At 37.3% G+C, this 20,528-nt stretch carries 19 protein-coding genes and 1 tRNA gene; 10 read left to right on the top strand and 10 right to left on the bottom strand.

The features are described from left to right. Position 1 precedes the first annotated feature (1 nt). The 5 genes from ACTJIV_RS09845 to ACTJIV_RS09825 form a co-directional block, all read right to left on the bottom strand. A complete protein-coding gene (locus ACTJIV_RS09845) occupies positions 2-1,060 on the bottom strand; it encodes a nucleotidyltransferase domain-containing protein (RefSeq protein ID WP_440627148.1) in 1,059 nt (352 codons plus the stop codon). Between the two features lie 68 nt (positions 1,061-1,128). Beyond that, positions 1,129-1,878 (bottom strand): nucleotidyltransferase domain-containing protein, encoded by a 750-nt coding sequence (locus ACTJIV_RS09840; protein WP_440627146.1) that lies wholly within the window; start codon positions 1,876-1,878, stop codon positions 1,129-1,131. A gap of 162 nt (positions 1,879-2,040) precedes the next feature. Further along, positions 2,041-2,178, bottom strand: coding sequence for a hypothetical protein (locus tag ACTJIV_RS09835; RefSeq protein ID WP_165570718.1), 138 nt, complete (start codon positions 2,176-2,178; stop codon positions 2,041-2,043). A gap of 285 nt (positions 2,179-2,463) precedes the next feature. Further along, a complete protein-coding gene (locus ACTJIV_RS09830) occupies positions 2,464-3,483 on the bottom strand; it encodes a helix-turn-helix transcriptional regulator (protein WP_440627144.1) in 1,020 nt (339 codons plus the stop codon). A 145-nt stretch (positions 3,484-3,628) separates the two neighbouring features. Further along, positions 3,629-3,961, bottom strand: coding sequence for a HopJ type III effector protein (locus ACTJIV_RS09825; RefSeq protein ID WP_440627142.1), 333 nt, complete (start codon positions 3,959-3,961; stop codon positions 3,629-3,631). Positions 3,962-4,676: 715 nt separating this feature from the next. Between ACTJIV_RS09825 and ACTJIV_RS09820 the strand changes: the two genes are divergently transcribed. From ACTJIV_RS09820 to ACTJIV_RS09810, 3 genes are all read left to right on the top strand, one after another. Continuing rightward, positions 4,677-5,477: an RtcB family protein gene (locus tag ACTJIV_RS09820; RefSeq protein ID WP_373865954.1), complete on the top strand. Its 801-nt coding sequence runs from the start codon at positions 4,677-4,679 to the stop codon at positions 5,475-5,477. A 104-nt stretch (positions 5,478-5,581) separates the two neighbouring features. Further along, positions 5,582-5,693, top strand: a tRNA-OTHER gene (locus ACTJIV_RS09815). 196 nt (positions 5,694-5,889) lie between these two features. Next, positions 5,890-7,644: a hypothetical protein gene (locus ACTJIV_RS09810; protein WP_440627140.1), complete on the top strand. Its 1,755-nt coding sequence runs from the start codon at positions 5,890-5,892 to the stop codon at positions 7,642-7,644. A gap of 175 nt (positions 7,645-7,819) precedes the next feature. Here ACTJIV_RS09810 and ACTJIV_RS09805 read toward each other — a convergent pair whose 3' ends face one another. Continuing rightward, positions 7,820-9,004: a DUF1501 domain-containing protein gene (locus tag ACTJIV_RS09805; RefSeq protein WP_440627138.1), complete on the bottom strand. Its 1,185-nt coding sequence runs from the start codon at positions 9,002-9,004 to the stop codon at positions 7,820-7,822. A gap of 185 nt (positions 9,005-9,189) precedes the next feature. After that, complete coding sequence (locus ACTJIV_RS09800; RefSeq protein ID WP_440627136.1) at positions 9,190-10,569, bottom strand: DUF1800 domain-containing protein; 1,380 nt, start codon at positions 10,567-10,569, stop codon at positions 9,190-9,192. Between the two features lie 236 nt (positions 10,570-10,805). Between ACTJIV_RS09800 and ACTJIV_RS09795 the strand changes: the two genes are divergently transcribed. The 6 genes from ACTJIV_RS09795 (at position 10,806) to ACTJIV_RS09770 (ending at position 16,346) form a co-directional block, all read left to right on the top strand. Beyond that, positions 10,806-11,369 (top strand): hypothetical protein, encoded by a 564-nt coding sequence (locus ACTJIV_RS09795; RefSeq protein ID WP_223558637.1) that lies wholly within the window; start codon positions 10,806-10,808, stop codon positions 11,367-11,369. Positions 11,370-11,484: 115 nt separating this feature from the next. Continuing rightward, positions 11,485-12,534 carry a glucokinase gene (locus ACTJIV_RS09790; RefSeq protein ID WP_440627134.1) on the top strand — a complete coding sequence of 350 codons (1,050 nt, stop codon included), beginning with the start codon at positions 11,485-11,487 and terminating at the stop codon, positions 12,532-12,534. A 145-nt stretch (positions 12,535-12,679) separates the two neighbouring features. Continuing rightward, positions 12,680-13,246, top strand: a complete 567-nt coding sequence (locus tag ACTJIV_RS09785) for a YceI family protein (protein WP_111956120.1) — start codon at positions 12,680-12,682, stop codon at positions 13,244-13,246. A gap of 78 nt (positions 13,247-13,324) precedes the next feature. Next, positions 13,325-13,954: a YceI family protein gene (locus tag ACTJIV_RS09780; protein ID WP_111956122.1), complete on the top strand. Its 630-nt coding sequence runs from the start codon at positions 13,325-13,327 to the stop codon at positions 13,952-13,954. Positions 13,955-14,254: 300 nt separating this feature from the next. After that, the gene (locus ACTJIV_RS09775; RefSeq protein WP_440627131.1) at positions 14,255-14,896 is read left to right on the top strand and encodes an alpha/beta hydrolase; all 642 of its coding nucleotides are present in this window, start codon (positions 14,255-14,257) and stop codon (positions 14,894-14,896) included. 106 nt (positions 14,897-15,002) lie between these two features. Further along, a complete protein-coding gene (locus ACTJIV_RS09770; RefSeq protein WP_111956126.1) occupies positions 15,003-16,346 on the top strand; it encodes an ammonium transporter in 1,344 nt (447 codons plus the stop codon). Positions 16,347-16,423: 77 nt separating this feature from the next. Here ACTJIV_RS09770 and ACTJIV_RS09765 read toward each other — a convergent pair whose 3' ends face one another. Both ACTJIV_RS09765 and ACTJIV_RS09760 read right to left on the bottom strand, forming a co-directional pair. Next, the gene (locus ACTJIV_RS09765; protein WP_440627129.1) at positions 16,424-17,047 is read right to left on the bottom strand and encodes an FMN-dependent NADH-azoreductase; all 624 of its coding nucleotides are present in this window, start codon (positions 17,045-17,047) and stop codon (positions 16,424-16,426) included. Between the two features lie 60 nt (positions 17,048-17,107). After that, on the bottom strand, positions 17,108-17,686 hold the full coding sequence (locus ACTJIV_RS09760) for a Crp/Fnr family transcriptional regulator (protein WP_223558639.1): 579 nt from the start codon (positions 17,684-17,686) through the stop codon (positions 17,108-17,110). Between the two features lie 189 nt (positions 17,687-17,875). Between ACTJIV_RS09760 and ACTJIV_RS09755 the strand changes: the two genes are divergently transcribed. Next, on the top strand, positions 17,876-19,294 hold the full coding sequence (locus ACTJIV_RS09755; protein WP_336380045.1) for an L-serine ammonia-lyase: 1,419 nt from the start codon (positions 17,876-17,878) through the stop codon (positions 19,292-19,294). A gap of 192 nt (positions 19,295-19,486) precedes the next feature. On the opposite strand, the gene ACTJIV_RS09750 is transcribed toward ACTJIV_RS09755, so the two are convergent. Beyond that, positions 19,487-20,329: a prephenate dehydrogenase gene (locus ACTJIV_RS09750; protein WP_111956134.1), complete on the bottom strand. Its 843-nt coding sequence runs from the start codon at positions 20,327-20,329 to the stop codon at positions 19,487-19,489. Positions 20,330-20,528: the final 199 nt, after the last annotated feature.

The raw sequence follows: 20,528 nt of genomic DNA, 5'->3' as shown, positions 1-20,528 counted from the left end.
TTTAACTATATAAGTTTTCACGTATCTCTATTAAGATTTTCTCCGTCTTTTTTACATCCGGATAATCGGGAAGGGTAGAAGCTGCATACTCATGTTCTATAGACTTTATCAGATCTTCTGCCTTTTGCATGACTGCTTCATAGGACCAGTTTCCGGCTTTGATATCAAGTAATTCCTCTCTGTTGTCTACACGGATATGTAACGAATTTGTTTTGAATATATGCTCGCAGGACTGTAATAAACGGATAGTGTGCATCATATTCTTACTGTCATAATTCTGGCCGTGTTCCTGATTAACGTTATAACGGTCTTCATTGCGCTCGGAAACCCATTTCCAGTATTCCCTGTAATCTTTACAGTACGTAGAATAGGCATCCAGATTGCAAAATAAATAGGCAACAGACTGTTCTCCTTTCGGGAGTGAAGATACGGATACCTGATTGGCTTCTTCATTCTGAATAATTCCTCTGTAACCTGAACTTCCCGATTCATCATAAAAAAGAGCAAACATGCCTTTTGTATGATCAATGCTTACCAATCCACATTTTTCCTGAATTTTTCCATTATCTGAAAGCCATTTTTTCAATGGAACAGAAGTATCGTTCTGAAGGATATAGCAGAAATCAAGAATAGACTTTCTTTCCTTTTCTACAGGATTGAGGATTTTTTTATTCAGTCCCTTTGCTTTTTTAATCTGAGAAACGGCATAACCGGCAAAAGTATCCTTACACAATTTGGAAAGAAAATCTTCCGGACGGAGAAGATCTATCAACGAATCTTTATGGAGGATACAGTCTTCCGGGCTTGCCAGAACTTCCATAATATTGGGATTGTTTTTCTGTAACAGCTCTATAAATCGTCCGATCTCATAATAGGTAATATCATTGGTTTCATTGGAGATCTGCGGGATATAATTCAGACCGAAGAAGTCTTCTTTTGGTAGATAATATATCCCACGGATATCTGTGTCAGAGTTTTCAGTGGCCAGCCCGAAAGAGCGGCTTCCGGAGATGGCTTCGAGGAGGATGAAGTTATTAGTTTTTAGAAATTCAATAGTCATAATTTGTTTTTTTTCTTTGGATACATGAGTTTCTTCCTTTTCTTTAAAGTTAAACATTGTAGTAGTTTCTAGGCCTTTAATATCTCCCTAAAAACCCTTTCCATTTCATTTTTATCAGATTTTCCTCCGGTCAAACTCTTTGCTCTTTCTTCATTATCGAGTATTGTTTTCTCTAAAAACCCAAAAAGCTTCCAGTCATTCGGGTGGTAGTAGGATTCTCCTTTAGTAGCTTTTAAAGCGATAAGGTCTTCTATCTTTTTTCGGGTATAATCATCAACCAAAACTAACAATTCGCTGAATAAAACTGGAGGAACCGTTCCTTTTTCTATGATCCATTTACCGGTCAGTGCCGTTCTTAAGCAGTAAAAATAGCTTTTCAGTTTTATTTCTTCGTTTCTGCAGGCTTCCAGATACTTTTTGCTCATGCTCAGATAGTGGAAAGAAACCGCTATCGGAGAAAAACAGGCATCCGCTAAAGGCCTGAAAAGCTCCACAAACTTGTCGTCCTTTTTGTAAACGATGGGAGAATAAAACCAGCTCAGTAAAGCTGCATTCGACTTCAGTAACAAATGAAAAGTCTTTCGTAAATCCCATCCGGAACCGTCCAGATCGTCCTCCGTCATAAACTCTATCGTTTCATCCTTATCCCACGGAGAAAGATACCAATCTTTTTCATGACGGTAGATAAAGCGTATATCATAATCACTGTCCGGAGAGGCAAAACCCCATGCCCGGCTTCCGGATTCTACGGCCAAAAGGACTTCTACACCGCGTGTTTTCTCTATTTCTTTTATTTTCTCTAGTATTTTTGGTGTCATTGTATTCAATTTTAAAGCAAAGTAAAAGCAGTAGTGCGCAGTGTTTTTGCGTAGATTTTCCGCTGGAAGTTTTATTTTGAAGCTGTTGAACAAAAAAAAGAGACTGTACATGATTAATGACAGTCTCTTTTCAATAAAATTAAATTCTAACTACTTCTACGTTTAAGCAGTAATCTGCTTAGGTCCTTTTCCTTTATCTTCTTCTTTTTTATCTAATTTCTCAGATATTTTTTTTACGATATACTCTATCGCAATAGGTGCTATAATGGCAATCAATGCTTTAAATATTCTTGATTTCATAGTAAGATTTTTTAATGTGTAAATTAATACAATTTCTGAGCCATTTTAAAAATGTCGGGATTGATCAATATTGTAGAGGGTATGGAGTGATTATTTACCACCCCGTCAAAAATTCTATGAATTTTCGCCACCCCTCCAGAGGAGGGGAATTCTGATCCTACGAATTTAATCATCATGAAAATCAAAGATTTTCACAAAACTTAAGTGATCTTTTTTTCAACATTATTAAGTTTAAAAATAACTAAAGTGTTCAAAAAATTTTGCAGCTTTTATGGTTGAAAAAGATCAGTTCTCATCAGGAATTACTAAATTCTCATAGTTTTTTAATCCTGCTTTAAATTTGTCCTGAAGCTTCAGCCTTAGTTTTTTAGGCTGATGGACAACCAGGCATTCTCCAAAACCCAGCAGAAGCCTTTCGAGTTCAAAATTAATTTGTACACAGATCTTAAATAATGTGCCATCTTCCGTTTCGCTTATAATTTCCTGGCTTCTATGAAGTGGTTTTGTTTTTACATAAGGCGCATTGGAAGAATCTACAAAGAAAACAACATTTCTGGGTGCCATCGTATCGGAAACTGTAACCCCTACAATATCTTTAAAATATTCATCGCCGTCCAGATCTTTGTCGATATACTGTATGCTTTCCTCCACATCAATCTTTTCCATTCTATCCAGGGCTAAATTGTACATTTTACCTTTATGTTGACAGATCAGGAACCACCTGTTATTAAATTCCTTCAGAAGTTGCGGATGAACCACATAATTGCTGGATTCCCTGGCGGTAAAGCTGCGGTACAGAATATTCAGTACCTTTTTGTTGGATATGCTTTCATAAAGGACATCAATATATTCTAGCCCTTTCAGCTGTTCATTTTTATCCAGATGAATGATGGATTTTTGTCCGGTAGAATGGATGGAATCCTCCAGCTTCTGAATGACTCCGTTCATCTCTTTGAACATAGAAAAATCCTTAAACTGTTTCAGGATCTGAACTGCATTATTCATCGCTTTTAGGTCGCTTTCATTCACAGAAATATTATGGATGCTGTACTCAGGATCGCTGTAGCGGTAGTATTTTCTATCATATACTTCAATAGGTGCTTCATACCCGAATTTTTCACTTCGCATATTCTGCAGATCCAGCTGGACGGTACGTCTGCTTACATAAGATTCCTTTCCTTCAAACTCGAACAGGGCATCAGAGCAGGCATCGATAAGGTCTTCAAGCGTATATTTCCGGTATTTGTTCTTAAGACATTTGTCTAATGTTTTGTAACGGATCAGGGCATTTTTATTGGATGACATTTTTTGTGATTTTTTATAGAAAGAGTGAAAAGGTGAATGGTGAAAGGTCAATTTTTGCTTCGCAATTCAATTTTTAATGTGTCAATTCTTTTTTTTCAAACTAATCATTCACTTGCGAAGCAAAATTCACAATTGACCCGTATAATTACTTCTGTTTCAACGCTTCCCCTTCAAAGGAAATCCCTTCCCATCCGTATTTCATAAAGTTTCTGATGTTCTGGTGATCTGTTCCTTCCGGGTTTTTTAATACATCTTCCCTATAAAATTCTCCAAAAAGAGGAAGTGCCTGCTCTTTTGACAATCCCTGAAGTTTTGCAAAACTGAAAACTTTGCATGAACCATTATTCTGACCAGCTTCATTGACGGTATTGCCGTTTTTAAAAGAAGTAGGTATAAAATCGTGATGCTCATCAATATAAGCAATAACTTCTTTGAACTGAATGGTTTCAGGATTGTTTTTTAATTGTTCTAATAACATATTCTAAATTTTAATCAAATGAAAATAAACAGGTCTTTTGACCTTTTTTACAAAAATAATTAAAATATTTTTATCTGCGCAGAATTATTGCGCACTTGTGGTTTTACTTTGCACTATCAAAATGAAAAGACAAATGGAATTTAGCGGAAATAATTTAATTGAATTAGGATACAGACCAGCCAAATGGTTTAAAGATGCCATTACACATATCAACGAAAACAATCTGGATGAAGTTCAGATCAGAGAATATCTGGATCAGTTCAAACAGCCGGATATTATCCCTCTTCATGAAACGGCTAAAGATTTTATCATCAACATCAGAGCAGAGCATGAAAGTGAAAATGACAATGTAGAGAAAGTGATCAACACAATGAAAGTTCTGATGAAAACACCTACGCTTACTGCCGGAGCATTGATGCCCGATGCATGTCCTACAGGACCTGAAGGGTTGATCCCGGTAGGTGGAGTGGTGGTCGCCAAAAATGCCATCCACCCTGGATTTCATAGCGCAGATATCTGTTGTTCTGTAATGCTGACAGATTTTGGTGATGCCAATCCTAAAGAAGTGTTGGATGCTGCCCATTCAGTAACGCATTTCGGATATGGAGGAAGACCGAGAGGGGAGCAGATGCCGATGTCCCAGGAACTAATGGATGCGTTCAGAGAAAACTATTTCCTAAATGATGAAAAATTAATCAGCATTGCCCGTTCTCATATGGGAACCCAGGGAGACGGAAACCATTTCCTGTTTGTCGGGAAGTCCAAAAATACAGGAAATACCATGCTGGTTACCCATCACGGATCAAGAGCTCCGGGTGCGGCACTTTACGATAAAGGAATGAAGGTGGCCAACCGTTTCAGACAGGATATTTCCCCTGAAACATTGAGAGAAAATGCATGGATTCCTTTCGATACGGAAGAAGGACAAGCCTATTGGGATGCTCTTCAGCTGATCAGAACATGGACGAAGGAAAATCATACGAATATTCATGATGCGGTTTTAAACAAACTAGGTACTGAAAAACAAGATAGATACTGGAACGAGCATAATTTCGTCTTCAGAGATGGTGATCTGTTTTATCATGCTAAAGGAGCCACTCCGCTGGATGATAAATTTATGCCGGATATCACCGGACCAAGACTGATTCCTTTGAATATGTCAGAACCAGTTTTAATTGTTCAGGGAAAAACTAACGAGAGAAATCTGGGTTTTGCCCCTCACGGAGCCGGAAGAAATTTCAGCAGAACACAGCATAAAAGATCATTGGCCCATAAAACGGTTGAAGAAATCTTCGATGAGGAAACTCAAGGATTAGATATCCGTTTCTTCTCCAATGAAATTGATATTTCCGAACTGCCAAGCGCTTATAAAAGTGCCAAAAACGTAAGAGCTCAGATTGAAGAATATGGACTTTGCGAAGTTCTGGATGAGGTGATGCCTTACGGATGTATTATGGCAGGTGATGTAGGAAAAAATGCGCCGTGGAAGAAAAAGAAGAAATTCAGAAAAGCATAATTATTAATATAATATTCAAAACCTATAAGGTTTATAAGAACTAATAACCAAACCTTGCGGGTATAAAAGCCTGTAAGGTTAATGAAAACTTTTTTCATAAGGCAGGGGCAGTAGCTCAGATGGTAGAGCAACAAAAATTACTTTTCGCTGCAGGCACATAAAGTTCCTATAAATCACCAGGTTTGTGTGTCACAGGTTCGAGTCCTGTCTGCTCCTCAAAATAAAAAATAAGGCAAAGAAAGTTCCTATAATTTAGAATTACTTTCCGCTTTTTTACAAATTATATGGCAAAGGGAGTTCCTATATTTTCGGTAAATTACTCCCCGCTTTTTATAAACTATAGGTAAAAGGAGTTCCTATACACTTCACTTTTAATGAACCTACTCCTCACTTATTTTTAAAATTAAAAACAATGAAAACACTAAAATTATTCAATGCAGTATTAGCTAAAGAATCAAATGCAGAGCCATTTGTTTCTAATGACGGTTTTATCATTGAACCTGATGCACTATGGGCAAAAAATGAGATCATTTCTTATTATGCAAAAGAAAAGTTAAATGGAAATGATTTGAATAAAACCTTTCATAAATCCTGGGAGAAAATAAAAAATACTTCCAGAATTGATTTGTTTTTTGAACAGATTCAACATTATATTTCAACATATGGAAGCGATTTCCAGAATGAAATCTATATTCCTGCTGAAATATTGAATGTTCCGGATACAAAGCTGGTTTTTAAAGTAATCAAAGCCTATACTGTAGAAGAGATGCAGGAAAAGTGCCTTTCTCTTTTGAGATCAGGAATTGCTTTAAAAGAAGAAACTATTGATGAATTGCTTTATATTTTACATACAGAGCTGGAATATGATTTTACGGGAAAAGAAAACATCAGAAATAAGGAAGCTGTTATAAAAATAGCTGATCTGTACGATATCTATCCTGAAAATCCTGTTGAGTTTTTCCGTTATGTTATTTATAAAACAACCAATACTACGCTTTTAATTAAAAGTGATGATCTGATTGATTCAATCAAGCAAAGTAAGTTTAACCCAACCTATTTGTTTGAAAGCTTCGGGCTGGAAAAACTGGCAGAAATTTTTAACAGGTTCAAGCCGTTATTTCTTGCCTATAAAAACAGAGCTCCGAAAGCCATCAATAAAATTTCGAAGCTGTCTAAAGTACATCATAAACCATTGATTTCAAATCCTTTGAATGATGCTACGAATACATTGCTGGAAAACAGTGATTGGCACTGGCTGGAAAATGCAACACCGTTTGCACTATTCAAAGCATTGTCAGCATGTTATTCTAGAATGTATGGTCAGGATACTTTTGTGTACAGAGTCCGAAACGGAAAATCTTGGGTGAAAAAAGGTAAGGAAACTTATGTGAATCAATTCAACTATGATTTTATCCTGGATTATCTGAAACTGAAATATGATAACTTATCCGGAAAGAAATTCTATTTCCCGGAGAATGTAGAATTTGCATTACCCACTTCTGAAAAAATGTTTGTTGGAAATATTCCTACCGGAACCCGTTTTTATGGCGACAGACTGGCTGTAGGTATTTATTGGGAAGATCAATGGGGTGCCCGTGACCTTGATCTTTCAGGATTAAATATCTCCGGAAAAATAGGTTGGAATGCCGCTTATAATCATGGTGACGGACAATTGATGTATTCAGGAGATATGACTTCCGCTCCTAACGGTGCCGTTGAATATCTTTATGCCAATAAAGGACTGTGTACTCCAACACTTGTTATGAATAATGTTTTCAGCGGAAATGCAGATTGCGGATATAAAATCGTTGTCGGAAAAGGAGACAACATTTCCTACGATTATATGATGAATCCTAACAATCTCTTTGCTGAAGCCAGATGTAACTCTGTTCAGAAGCAAATGATTCTGGGAATGCTGGTGGCAAAAAACGAAAAACAATGTTTCGTACTGTTGAATTTCGGAGCCGGACATTCTCATGTTTCAGGAAATAATCAGGTTTCCATGATGGCAACAACTGCATTGTATCAGCAATGGTACGAAGCCATGTCTTTCAATGAGCTTGTAAAAGAGCTTGGAGCAGAGATTACAACAGAAAAAGCGGAAGCCGACTTCGATTTCTCACTGGAAACGCTTGAAAAAGATAGCTTCATAAAGATTTTTAAGTAGATATAAAATAAAGCGTAAGCATCTGCGGCATCAGCAAAATCTGCGAGAGATTTTAAATGAGATAAGCAATAAAAACATTACGATGTTCAAATTTTACAGACATAAAAACCTGTAAAATTTAATTAACTGCCATTTTGATTAATACAATCAGGGTGGCCGTTTTATTTAGATTCAATTATATAAAATCATAGATCCCGTTCTTCCAGCCCAGAACTTTTGAAGAATCTGCTTTAAGCCAGTTTTTAAGAACAGTAGCATAAACTTTTCTGAAGTCTTCGGTATAGATCAGATCGCCTTCATTCAGCTTTTGCAGATCAGGAAGTGCGTTCAGAAGGCCTTTCTTTTTAAGACCTCCGCTTATAAAAAACATTTGGTTAGCTGTCCCGTGATCGGTTCCATTGCTGGCATTTTGGGCAACCCTTCTTCCAAATTCTGAAAAAGTCATTAACAGCACATTTTCAAAAATTCCATTGCTTTTCAGGTCGGTTACAAAAGATTTTACTGCTTCATTGATGTCGCTGAAGAGCTTTTTCTGCCTGTCATTCTGATTGACGTGCGTATCAAAGCTTCCTACCGAAAGATAATAAACCTGAGTATTGATATCAGATTTAATCAAGGAGGCGACAGTTTTAAAATCCTTTCCCAGCTGGGAGTTTGGATAAGTCTGCTCTGTTTTTTTAGACTTACTTTTTTCAAAAATATAATCAGCATTATTAATGGTAGAACCCAAAGTCTGATATAAATAAGAAACTGTTTCATCTTCATGATGATGATCGTAGAGAGATTTAAAATACTTCTCCTGGCTTGTTTGGTAAAGTCTTTTCGGGTCTTTGAAAGCAAATGCTTTATTGTTTTCCCCTTTCAATGCAAGACTCAGCATATCATCAACTTCAAGAGCTTGCGTGGGATGTTCGCAGCGGTAGCATTCTTCATCCAGAAAACGACCCAGCCAGCCTGTTTCCAGGAATTCGTCGCTGCGGCTGGCAGAGTGCCAGATATCCATACTTCTGAAATGCGATTTGTCAGGATCCGGGTATCCTACATTATTCATCACCGACAGCTCACCGTTATCGAAAAGTTCTTTGAAATAGGACAGTGCCGGATTAATCCCCGTTTCATCATTAAGCGGTAAAGAATCTTTGATGGCGATACTGTTTCTTTCTTTAAAATAAACATCGTTTTTTATAGGAATGATTGTATTCAGTCCATCATTTCCGCCCGTAAACTGCAGCACGACAAGAATTTTCTGATTAGACACTAAGGCTTCATCCAACGCCATTGCTTTCAGAAAATTGGGCATCATGAACGATGCGGTAGCTAATGAACTTATTTTGAGGAATTCTCTTCTCTTGATTAACATAATTTTGTTTTTTTAGGTAAAAGGTAGCAGATAATAGATGACGGGTAGCAGGACTGAATCTTGATTTTACTAATATTGGAAGCTTTTATTAATATTTTAAAGTGACAAATAATAACTCAAAGGCTGCAGAGCCAAATGGCGGTTACTATTACTGCAACCTTTTATCTGCAACCTGCTATCTACACTTAACATAATTGGTATTCCGGGGTAGACATCAGATTGATGATATTCATTTTTATACTTTTATCAGAAAAGTTTTTCACAGAATCCATATCCAGTGTTTTGACATTCTGGATCAGATAATCTTCACATTTTTTATCAGCAAATACTTTTTCCAGCCTGTTCCAGTCTATCGTGATGTTGGGATTCTTAAATGATTTGTTCAAAGCGGTTTCACGGGATTTCATACCCATGTCGATATCATCATCCTGTCGGGGACTGTATTCTAAAGGGCGCAATCCGGACCATATCTGTGGAATCTGCAATCTCAGCATCAGGGTAGAGCTGTCTATCCATGACCTTCCGCTGGGCCATCCGGCTACGTTGGGAGGGTAGAGTAGCATTTGCCCCAGCAATTTCTGGTAAACGATGAGATTTTCCGGATTCTGAATGTTCATGGGAAGCATCCGCATCATTCCGGCCATCAGTTCTACAGGAGATTTTATTCTGTTTCCGATATTCTTTTGCGCGTAGAACCATGAACTTGAGAAAATTTCAGTCATAAGCTTTTTGATATCATATCCGGAATTGTAAAAGTCTGCACTTAACTGATCCACAATAGGACTGTCTACATTTTCATTAACGAAGAACTTATATATTTTTGTGGTAATAAACCTGGCTGTGGCTTTCTGTTCAAGGATAATATTTAAAATGTCAGTTCCGGTAAAATTTCCGGTTTTCCCTAAAAATATTTTAGAACCTTCATCATGCAGGTTTTTTCTTTCTTTAAAATAGCCTTCTTTGTCATAACCCCATCCTGTAAATGCTCTTGCGCCTTCCCTGATATCTTTTTCAGTGTAATTTCCCCTTCCCATGGTAAATAATTCCATCACTTCGCGGGCAAAGTTTTCATTTGGGTGGCCTTTCTTGTTTTGCTGATTGTTGAGGAAATTCAGCATTGCCGGCGACTGGCTAACTTCAAAGAGAAGATCTTTAAAATTGCCCAACGCATTCTTCCTGATCGTATTAAGGAGCTGTTTATTGAATTTTGAATTATTGATTCTTGTTGCAAAATGTCCATGCCAGAAAAATGACATCTTTTCTCTCATCTGCTCCTTGCTGTTCACCATTCTGTCTAGAAAATTAAGGTTCAGTTCATTATTTTGCTGCCTGCTGATGCGCTGCATTTCTTTTCTTTGTTCTGCAGGGGTTTTACCGACCATCATATCCTCTTGAATAAAAGTGTCGGGAGTATCATAATTAACTTCTGTAAAGTTTTCTTCTTTAAATAAATCATCAGTCAGCACCTTTATACTCTTGTTTTTAAGATCACCGATCTGGTTGATTTCGACTCCGAAACCGGCACGCCAGAGAAGATGTTTATTATGTAATAATGAATCAGGCATGGTGGAGATTTAATTTTTTGATTAAATAGAACGGAAAAGGTTAAAATAATAACGGTTAAGATTTCTTAATATTATCTTTTTTTAAGATTTAATTTAAACAATCATTTGAATTTATTATAAATTAACATATTGATAATCATTATATTGTAATGCGATTGAATGTTAAAGTCGAAAAAAAGGCCTCCCTTGGCATGATTTTTACAGCTTATTGGAATAGTAAAATTAAAATTAGAGTTATGAAAATGTTAAAACAAGCAATAGTACTGGCTGGAATCTTAACAGCAGGTATCGCAAGCGCACAGAACTCAAAGATGAATAATATGATCAAAGTAGGTGCGAATGTTGGTTTAGCAGTGCCTGCGGATAATCTTTCTGCAGCAGCAGGTGTAGATGTATCTTACCAGAATTTGATCACTCCAGGATTTGGATTAGGTATTGCAACAGGGTATACTCACTATTTCGGAAAAAGCAACAACGGTTATGATAACAACGATGTAGGAGTAATTCCTGTAGGAGCTTTAATAAGAATTTATCCTAAACAGACTGGTTTCTATTTTGGAACAGACTTAGGATATGGTTTTCTTGTAGGAGATGATAAAGTAGCTTCCAACAGTTCTGCTGACAGACCGGACGGAGGTTTTTACATCAAGCCGGAGATCGGATACCACAACAGAGACTGGAATTTCTTCGTACAGTATCAGAAGGTTTTTGTAGGAGATAAAGGAGATATTGCAGGACAGGATTATAATGTGGGGAATATCGGAGTAGGATTCGGATACAATATTCCATTAGGAAAGTAGTTAGATTTTTATATAAACAATTATTAGCCAAAACCTTTTTATGAAAATGAAAAGGTTTTTTGCTTCCCTGCAAGATTTACGAAAACTATTATTATATTTGATAAAATTTGAGGTTATGATTTTGAATCCAAAATTTCCGCTTTATTTACCAGGAGTAGAGAACAGTAATAATGATAATGTCACTATCATTGGAGCAAGTCTCCGTGAAGATATAACAATCTTAGGCTATTTTGTTTCCAGTAACGGAGGCCTTGAGATTAGAATTCAGAATGAGTATAACACTAAAGATTACACTTCATTTTCTGACATACTAAGAAAATTCATACAAGATAACCAACTGGACAATGTGAAGCGTCTGGCAGTGGCTGTACCGGGACCTGTAATTAATGGCAAAAGTAGCCCTGCACGATTGGGCTGGGATCTGGATATTGAAGAATATACCAGAGACTTCGGATTCGAGAAAGGGGATATGCTGAATGACCTTGAAGCGTCAGCCTATGGAATGGGACTTCTTGAGGACAGCGATCTGGATCCTATTTATACCGGCGGACATCTTGAAAAAGGAAATGTAGCGATCCTTGCTCCCGGAAACGGACTGGGTGAAGCCGGATATTTCTTTGACGGAAAAAACCTGAGACCTTTTGCAACAGAAGGAGGACACTCAGAATTCTCACCAAGAACAAATGTTGAGGTAGAATTTTATCAGTTCTTAAATAATATCTATGGTATTGTAAGCTGGGAAAATGTACTCTCTAAAACCGGTCTTTTCAATATCTACAGATTCTTGAGAGACGTAAAAAGGCATCCCGAACCGGAATGGCTTGCAGAACGTCTTAACGGAGGAAACTTTGTAGAGGAAATTTACAAAGCTGCGGTAGAAGATGATGTGCTGATTTGTAAAATTGCCTTAGACACCTTCGTGGAATTCCTTGCAAGAGAAGCCAATAACCTTGTACTGAAACTTAAGGCTACCGGAGGACTTCTGATCGCAGGAGATATCCCGCAGGTGATCAGAGAATATATCGACAAGGGTAAATTCTATGATAAGTTCAAGATCAGCGACAAGATGGAAGCATTACTGAAAAGCACACCCATTTATCTGATTAAACAGAATCATACGGCATTAAAAGGAGCCGCTCTGTACACTGCCTACTATCAAAATTAACATACAAAACTCCGAAACTTTCGGAGTTTTTTTATGGACTGATATTATTCATAAAAATAATTGATTTTATTGATATACATCAATGAAATCTATCAGATAAGTTGGCTACATTTGCACCATTAAACAAGTAAATAACTTATTCAAAATGAAAAAAATATTCTTATTAGCGGTTTTAGCTGGTGGCCTTGCATTCGGACAGTCAAAAAAAGTAGTGGCATCTGATGTTCACTGGTGGGGATACAAAGTAGCAAAATCTGAGGCAAGTTCTCATGACGGTACAGTGAAAGTAAAATCCGGAGACATGATCATGAAGGGGAATAACCTTGTAGGAGGAAGCTTTGTACTGGATATGACTTCCATCAACTCAACTGACCTTACCGGAGAATACCAGCAGAAATTAAACGGACATCTTAAGAACGGTGACTTTTTTGAGGTTGAAAAATTCCCAACTGCTTCTTTCAAAATCACTTCTGTAAAGAAAAACAGCGATAAGATCTATAATTCTTTAGTAACTGGAAACCTTACCGTTAAAGGAAAGACAAATCCTATTACTTTCCCTGCAAAAATTGCTTACAGCAAAGGAGTGGTAAGTCTGGTTTCTGAAAAATTCTCTTTCGACAGACAGAAATTTGATGTGGCTTACAAATCTACAATGCAGGATGTTTTTGTGAAAGATGACATCGAAATGCTTGTAAAGGTGACTGCTAAATAATTTAATCAAAAAAAGATTATTAAAAGTGTAGAAGTTCTACACTTTTTTTTATTTTTGTTGAATTGTAAATAAAAAAGAATGAAAAGATTACTATTGTTTGCTATGATGTGTGTGAGCATATCATTTGTTTCTGCACAGAAGAAATTTGATAAGGTTTCAAAAGTGACTTCATCAGAGATCAGGTGGTGGGGATATAAAGTTGTAAAAACTGAAGCTTCTTCGCATTCAGGGACGGTAAAGCTGAAAAGCGGGAAATTCAATTTTGATAAAACAGTCCTTGTAGATGGAGAGTTCATTATAGATATGAGAAGCATAATGGCGGGAGATGTTTCCGATGAAGATCAGATTAAGCTTACCAATGATCTGAAAAGCACCAATTTCTTTGAAGTTAAAAAATTCCCGATCGCAAAATTTCACTTGACTAAAATCATTCCTTTAGCAAACAGTGAGTACAATTCAACGGTGTATGGTGATGTTACCATCAAAGGAGTAAGAAAAACAATTACTTTTCCTGCCAATGTATATGTAACCCAGTTTACAGTAGTGGTAGAGTCTGCCAAGTTCTCTCTGAACAGAAGAGACTTTAAAGTATTCTACCAGTCTTCGCTGAAAGATTACTTCATCAAGAACGAAATGGATATCCAGTTCAGGGTTTCTACGGAAAAGCTTGATAACGAAAACAGGGTTCCTGTAAAGAAAAAGAAATAAGTACAATATACTTCAAATATTAAAAAGGGCGGTTTTTATAAACTGCCCTTTTTTGTGGTATAAACAGGGTGTCGAGATTAATTATTCTTTAATTCGGTTTGCAATTCGACCGTTTATTCAGTGGCGTAGCCACGATCCTTTGCCTCTCTTAAATAAAAGGATGAATAAAGGCTTCGCGTTAAAAACTTCGTATGTACCAAATCTGGCATTCTAAAAACCTTCAATAAGCTTAATGGTTCCAATAATGCATAACCAAAATTTAATCACTGTCTTTTCCTCCATTTTTCATAAATTAGTACTATGAAAATTTATGTAGTAAGCGGTCTCGGGGCCGATTTTAAAGTATTGGAAAGACTGGAATTTCCCGAGAACTGTGAATTAATTTTTATAGACTGGCTCATTCCCGAAAAAAACGAGCCTTTTCATTCCTATGTCCAAAGAATGGCAGAAAAAGTAGATGATTCTGAGCCGTTCTGCCTGCTTGGATATTCTTTTGGCGGCATTATGGTGCAGGAGATCAATAAGCTGAAGCCTGCACAAAAAGTAGTCATCATGGGAAGCATTAAATCAGATAAAGAAAAATCTAAATTTATCAGGACCGGTGAGATTACAAAGATTCCAAGAATACTTCCTGTCGGGATGTTTAATGACAAAGCTGCCAATGTGTATTCTGTAGTCAGAAAACTTTTTGACCCTAAAAATCCTAAAATCCTTGAATATTTCAGAGTCAGAGATCCCTATTACCTCAAATGGTCTGTAGAAAAAGTTTCGGAATGGAAATTTGAAGAAACTCCGGAAGTTATTCAGATATTGGGAGATAAAGACATTGTTTTTCCTATTAAATATTCAAAACCGGATTATGTGATCAAAGGAGGAACCCATCTTTTTCCGGCTACAAAATACAAAGAAGTATCTAAAATATTAAAGGAGGTTTTTATTTAAAACTGCTTGCATTTTAATTTAGGTGTAATATTTAAGGGTTATTTGATTAAAATATATGTTTTTATAAAATTTATATTTAATTTTGATAGGGTTAAATGTAAATTGTATGAAAATTGGTTTAAAATGGATCGTCTCATTCTCGGTCATTACCCTGGTGGCATTCGGAGGATTATTTTGGAGTCCGGTTGTTGATCTTCCCAATACCGGAGAATTTCTCAGTGAAGATAAAATTGTAGGGGCAGATGTAGCATGGATTCTTGCAGCAGCAGGGCTTGTACTTTTGATGACACCCGGACTGTCGTTCTTTTATGGAGGCATGGTAGGAAAGAAAAATGTGATCTCCACGATGCTGCAAAGCTTTATTGCGCTCGGGGTTATTTCTATTTTATGGGTCGTTGTAGGGTTTTCCTTATCGTTTGGGGATTCATTAGGTTTTGAGATCAATGGTATACATTACGGAATCATTGGAAATCCCTTAAGCTATCCATTCTTCAGCCATGTAGGAGTGTTACCTCACAAAATGATGGCTTCCACCATTCCTTTCGTCCTTTTTGCCCTTTTTCAGATGAAATTTGCCGTTATTACTCCCGCACTGATCACAGGTTCTTTCGCTGAACGGGTGCGTTTTATCTCTTATTTGTTGTTCATGGTGCTTTTCAGCATTTTTATCTATACACCGCTTTGCCATATGGTATGGCATCCGGACGGACTTCTGAATAAATTTTTTGGAGTAAAAGATTTTGCCGGTGGAACCGTAGTCCATATGAGTGCCGGTTTTGCAGCTTTAGCCGGAGCTATGGTCCTGGGAAACAGGAAAAATCCACACCATGAGCCTTCCAATATTCCTTACGTACTTCTTGGAACAGGAATGCTGTGGTTCGGGTGGTTTGGGTTTAATGCCGGTTCCGCTCTGAGCGCAAATGCATCTGCTGCAATGGCTTTCGGGACAACGACCATTGCTTCTGCTTCTGCTATGATGACCTGGATATTCTTTGACAGGATCAATGGAAGGAGCGTTTCTGCATTGGGAGCCTGTATCGGGGCTGTAGTAGGGTTGGTAGCTATTACCCCCGGCTGTGGTTTTGTCAGTATTCCGGAAAGTCTTTTTATAGGATTCGCAGCCGCTATTGTTTCCAATCTTATGGTAAACTCGAAAGCGTTGAAAAAAATAGATGATACCCTGGATGTCTTTGCCTGTCATGGAGTAGGGGGAATTATGGGAATGATCCTGACCGCTGTTTTTGCCCATGGTGAAAATGCCAGCCTTCTTCATGGTGGTATTGAAGTTTTTGCCCATCATATGGCTGCTCTGGTGCTTGTTTCAGCTTTTACATTCTTTGGCTCGCTGCTATTGTATAAAATTACAGATTCCATAATTACCCTTAGAGTTTCCGAAGAAGCAGAATCTATTGGGCTGGATCTTTCCCAGCATGAAGAAAGTTTCAAGTGATGATTACTAAAAAAAACAGGGCATAGGCAGTAAAGCTGAATGCCCTGATAAATACTCAAAAGGGATTTTTCCCGAGCTTATTCAATGGATTGGATGGCGCTGAAAATTTTGTTTTTTGATTTTTCAAATACTTCGCCCCCAAACTCTTCATTATCTAATGAAAAAATGGTAATATCTTTGACTCCCATGATTCCGAAAATGTGTTTTAGGTAGGCTGTTTGAAAATTGATATGTCCGTTTTTTTCATTTTCTCCGTATCCCGTATCGCCCCGGGCAGATAATATAAATGCTTTTTTGTTTTCAAGCAAACCTACGTAGTCGCCATCGGGAGCCCCTGATCTGAATTTCCAGGTTTCGTTGATGCGCATTACCTGATCTATATAAGCTTTTAACCCACTTGGAACAGCCCAGTTATACATTGGAGTTCCAATGACATACATATCGTGTTCTTTAAGCTCTTGTACCAGCTCATTGCTTAGCCGTAATGCCTTTTGGTTTTCTTCTGTCCTCTCTGAAGGCTTTTTAAAGGCTCCTGCAATCCAGGATTCGTCAATATTGGGAATACTGTTAATACCTGTTTCTCTGTACGTAAATATATCTGAGGGATATTTGGCTTTCCAGTTTTCAACAAAAAGCTGGGTTAATTTTCGGCTGTAAGATCTCTCATTTCTTACACTGGCGTTAATAATCAATACTTTCATTATGATGAATTTTATAATAACAAAATTCCTGATTATTCATTTCTGAAAAATTGATCTAGTTCAAGAGGATTTATTTTTTTTCCGGATTCGGCTTATAAATTCGGCTGACACGCCTAAATAGGATGCAATTAAATATTGAGGAACTCTGGAGGCAATATCAGGATAAGTATCTAGAAAATCATAATATTTCTGTTCAGCTTTGTACATGTTATTAAATACAATTCTTTTCTCAAGAGTTCCTAAATAGCCTTCTAAAATAATCCTGAAGTATCTTTCCAGGGAAGGAATTTCCTGCAGCATTTTTTGAAAAGACTGATGACTGATCTGTAAAAGGTTTGTTTTTTCTACGGCCTGTATATTGTAAATGGAAGCCTTTTGTTTAGAAAAGCTGGAAATATCGGTTGCCCACCAATTGTCAATAGCTAAAAAAAGAATCTCCTCATTTCCGTTTTCTGAATTGATGCAAAACGCTTTTAAAACACCCGAAACAATATAGCTGTCATAGCGACAGGTTTCTCCGTTTCTTAAAAGAAATTCACCTTTTTCCAATGTTTTTTCTGTCCAGAAGCTTTTGAAAACAGCTTCTTCTTCAGAACTTAACCTGACATGTTGTGCAATATTCTTAATTAATGTTTCCATTTGAAGTGATTAAAAGGAGAGAAACTTATATAATGGATTGAGGTGACCACTATAATTGCTAATTTACAAAAATACCTATTATAAAGGTATTCCATGATTTATGAACTGTTATTAATTCTGAGATCCGGGAACGCTTTTATTGGGATTTATCGCGTATCTTTGTTTTAAGAGGAAAATGAAGAATTATCTATGGAATCAATATCGGTTTTTGAGATTATTAAAGTAGGAATAGGGCCATCCAGTTCGCATACGATGGGCCCATGGAATGCAGCTTCTGCATTTATTAGAATTATAAAAAGGGAAAGATCCATCGAGGAAGTAAAGGAAGTTTTCCTTGAATTTTTTGGCTCTTTAGCTAAAACCGGAATCGGACATGGGACGGATATTGCCGGAATGCTTGGACTGAATGGAGAAGATTTCAAAACAATAGACACAACAAAGATCGATGAGAAAGTCGATAAGATAAAAAATACCCAGATCCTGAATCTGGGTGGCGAAAAAGAAATTCCTTTTGTGTACGGACATCACCTGATCCTGAATATGGAAAAATCACTTGATTTTCACCCAAACGGAATGATCTTTAAAGCTGTTTTTGAAGACGGCACCGAGCTTGTTCAGGATTTTTATTCTGTAGGAGGCGGTTTTATTGCCAGCCAGGAAAAAAATTCCATAGAAAAGCACTGCGTCCGAACATTATATCCTTGCCATCACGGTTCGGATATTGTGAAATACTGTGAAAAATTAGGATTTAAAAGATTTTCAGATCTGATCCTGATTAATGAAGAAAGCTGGAGATCCCAGGAAGAAACCAGACAGGAAGCACTGAATATCTGGAAGAATATTAAAGAATGTATCTACAAAGGTGTCAATAAAGAAGGCATTCTTCCAGGTGGTTTAAATGTGACCAGAAGAGCTGCAGGCATCAACAGAAAGCTTTTAGGAGACAAGATCTATAGAAATATCGATGAATGGTTTAAATTGGTGGTCGATGCAGAAGAGAATTTCACCAATATCAATAAATGGATTGCTTGTTTTGCTTTGGCTGTGAATGAAGAAAATGCGAGCTTCGGAAGAATCATTACGGCACCTACCAATGGAGCCAGCGGTGTTATTCCGGCAGTTTTAATGTATTCGCAGGCATTTACAGAATGTATCAGCGAAGATGATATCGTAAGGTTTTTACTGGTTGCTGGAGAAATTGGAACTTTATTCAAGAAAAATGCAACCATTTCTGCTGCAATGGGTGGATGCCAGGCTGAGATCGGGGTTTCATCAGCGATGGCAGCAGCCGGACTTACAGAGATTTTAGGCGGAAGTATCGGCCAGGTATTGATGGCGGCTGAAATAGCTATGGAACATCACCTTGGACTTACCTGCGACCCGATCAAAGGATTGGTGCAGATTCCCTGCATTGAAAGAAACACAATGGGGGCCATGAAAGCGATCACAGCAGCTAATATTGCCCTTGAAAGTGATCCTGCTAAAGCAAAAGTAACACTGGATGAAGTAATTCAGACCATGTGGGAAACAGCTTTATCAATGAGTGACCGTTTTAAGGAAACTTCAGAAGGTGGACTTGCCATTGCGGTCAATGTTCCTGAATGTTAACAGAGAAATCTTAAAGAAAATATAAATCCTTAGAAATCAATCTAAGGATTTTTTATGATGTATTTAAAGCTTAATAATTTTAAACCATTAAGAGGTATGAAACGATTAAGGAAATTAAGACAAAATCAATTGCTTGTTAAGGACAAATCAAGCTCAGCTTAGTACTTTTAAGACCTTAAAAAAGGCTTGTTTTTATCTTAAAATACCTCTGATCCTGTTGGCATTGCTGATCAGTTCTTCAAGGTATTCATAATTTTCTTTTTCTAATGCGGCTTTGAATTTTCGGAGCTGTGTGATGTGCTCATTCAGAACATCCAGAACATTCTCCTTGTTTTGCTTAAAGATAGGCACCCACATTTCAGGATGAGATTTTGCAAGACGTACTGTACTGGAGAAACCGGAACTGGCAAGCTGAAAAATGGTCTCTTCTTCCCGTTCCTTTTCCAAAACGGTATTGGCCAGAGCATATGATGTAATGTGTGAAATATGTGAAATATAGGCCGTATGAATATCATGAGCTTCCGCATTCATATAGATCAGGTGCATATCAAGGTTTTCTGCCACTTTTTCAACCAATTGAAGCGCATCAGGGGCAGATTCCTCTTTATTGCAGATCACTCCGGCTTTTCCCGAAAAACTGTCGGAAACAGCAGATCCTGGACCACTGTTTTCTGTACCCCACATTGGGTGAAATGCTACAAACCTGGAACGTTTCGGATGGTCTTTGACAGCATTTACAATTCCGGCTTTGGTTGATCCCGCATCCATAACGGTCTGTTGGTCTGATATAAGGTCCAGAACCTCCGGAAGCAGTTTTCTGGCCGCATCTACAGGAACGGCAATGATGATGAAGTCGGCATTTTTAACCCCATATTCTAGATCTGTGCCGGCATCGATAATATGACGATTCAATGCTTCCGTAATATGCTGCTGATTATTGTCGATTCCGTAGATAAAATCTGCAATGCCTTTTTCCTTTAATTTTAAAGCCATTGAGCCTCCGATTAACCCTGTACCAATAATACTTATTTTCATCTTTTAAAATTTTTTAAAATAAAAAACCCCGTCAAGGACGAGGTTTTTAAGTTATGTTCATAAGAATCCTAGCCCAGTTTTGAGTTAAAAATTCTATAATAATATGTTCCGTTATTGAAATTCACAGAGCGAAGGTATAAAATATTTTTTAAACTCAGGATATTTTTGACTTAAATTATTATGGTGCTTCTTTGCCGGC

Source organism: Chryseobacterium sp. 22532, from assembly GCF_052044665.1.
Taxonomy (GTDB): Bacteria; Bacteroidota; Bacteroidia; order Flavobacteriales; family Weeksellaceae; genus Chryseobacterium; species Chryseobacterium lathyri.
The sequence above is the reverse complement of the archived record's forward strand: the minus strand, read 5'-3'. Positions and strand labels throughout refer to the sequence as shown.

Excerpts from the sequence above, each read along its gene's own strand:
- ACTJIV_RS09845 (WP_440627148.1), bottom strand. The coding sequence starts at position 1,060 with ATGACTATTGAATTTCTAAAAACTAATAACTTCATCCTCCTCGAAGCC.
- ACTJIV_RS09840 (WP_440627146.1), bottom strand. The coding sequence starts at position 1,878 with ATGACACCAAAAATACTAGAGAAAATAAAAGAAATAGAGAAAACACGC.
- ACTJIV_RS09835 (WP_165570718.1), bottom strand. The coding sequence starts at position 2,178 with ATGAAATCAAGAATATTTAAAGCATTGATTGCCATTATAGCACCTATT.
- ACTJIV_RS09830 (WP_440627144.1), bottom strand. The coding sequence starts at position 3,483 with ATGTCATCCAATAAAAATGCCCTGATCCGTTACAAAACATTAGACAAA.
- ACTJIV_RS09825 (WP_440627142.1), bottom strand. The coding sequence starts at position 3,961 with ATGTTATTAGAACAATTAAAAAACAATCCTGAAACCATTCAGTTCAAA.
- ACTJIV_RS09820 (WP_373865954.1), top strand. The coding sequence starts at position 4,677 with ATGGGAACCCAGGGAGACGGAAACCATTTCCTGTTTGTCGGGAAGTCC.
- ACTJIV_RS09810 (WP_440627140.1), top strand. The coding sequence starts at position 5,890 with ATGAAAACACTAAAATTATTCAATGCAGTATTAGCTAAAGAATCAAAT.
- ACTJIV_RS09805 (WP_440627138.1), bottom strand. The coding sequence starts at position 9,004 with ATGTTAATCAAGAGAAGAGAATTCCTCAAAATAAGTTCATTAGCTACC.
- ACTJIV_RS09800 (WP_440627136.1), bottom strand. The coding sequence starts at position 10,569 with ATGCCTGATTCATTATTACATAATAAACATCTTCTCTGGCGTGCCGGT.
- ACTJIV_RS09795 (WP_223558637.1), top strand. The coding sequence starts at position 10,806 with ATGAAAATGTTAAAACAAGCAATAGTACTGGCTGGAATCTTAACAGCA.
- ACTJIV_RS09790 (WP_440627134.1), top strand. The coding sequence starts at position 11,485 with ATGATTTTGAATCCAAAATTTCCGCTTTATTTACCAGGAGTAGAGAAC.
- ACTJIV_RS09785 (WP_111956120.1), top strand. The coding sequence starts at position 12,680 with ATGAAAAAAATATTCTTATTAGCGGTTTTAGCTGGTGGCCTTGCATTC.
- ACTJIV_RS09780 (WP_111956122.1), top strand. The coding sequence starts at position 13,325 with ATGAAAAGATTACTATTGTTTGCTATGATGTGTGTGAGCATATCATTT.
- ACTJIV_RS09775 (WP_440627131.1), top strand. The coding sequence starts at position 14,255 with ATGAAAATTTATGTAGTAAGCGGTCTCGGGGCCGATTTTAAAGTATTG.
- ACTJIV_RS09770 (WP_111956126.1), top strand. The coding sequence starts at position 15,003 with ATGAAAATTGGTTTAAAATGGATCGTCTCATTCTCGGTCATTACCCTG.
- ACTJIV_RS09765 (WP_440627129.1), bottom strand. The coding sequence starts at position 17,047 with ATGAAAGTATTGATTATTAACGCCAGTGTAAGAAATGAGAGATCTTAC.
- ACTJIV_RS09760 (WP_223558639.1), bottom strand. The coding sequence starts at position 17,686 with ATGGAAACATTAATTAAGAATATTGCACAACATGTCAGGTTAAGTTCT.
- ACTJIV_RS09755 (WP_336380045.1), top strand. The coding sequence starts at position 17,876 with ATGGAATCAATATCGGTTTTTGAGATTATTAAAGTAGGAATAGGGCCA.
- ACTJIV_RS09750 (WP_111956134.1), bottom strand. The coding sequence starts at position 20,329 with ATGAAAATAAGTATTATTGGTACAGGGTTAATCGGAGGCTCAATGGCT.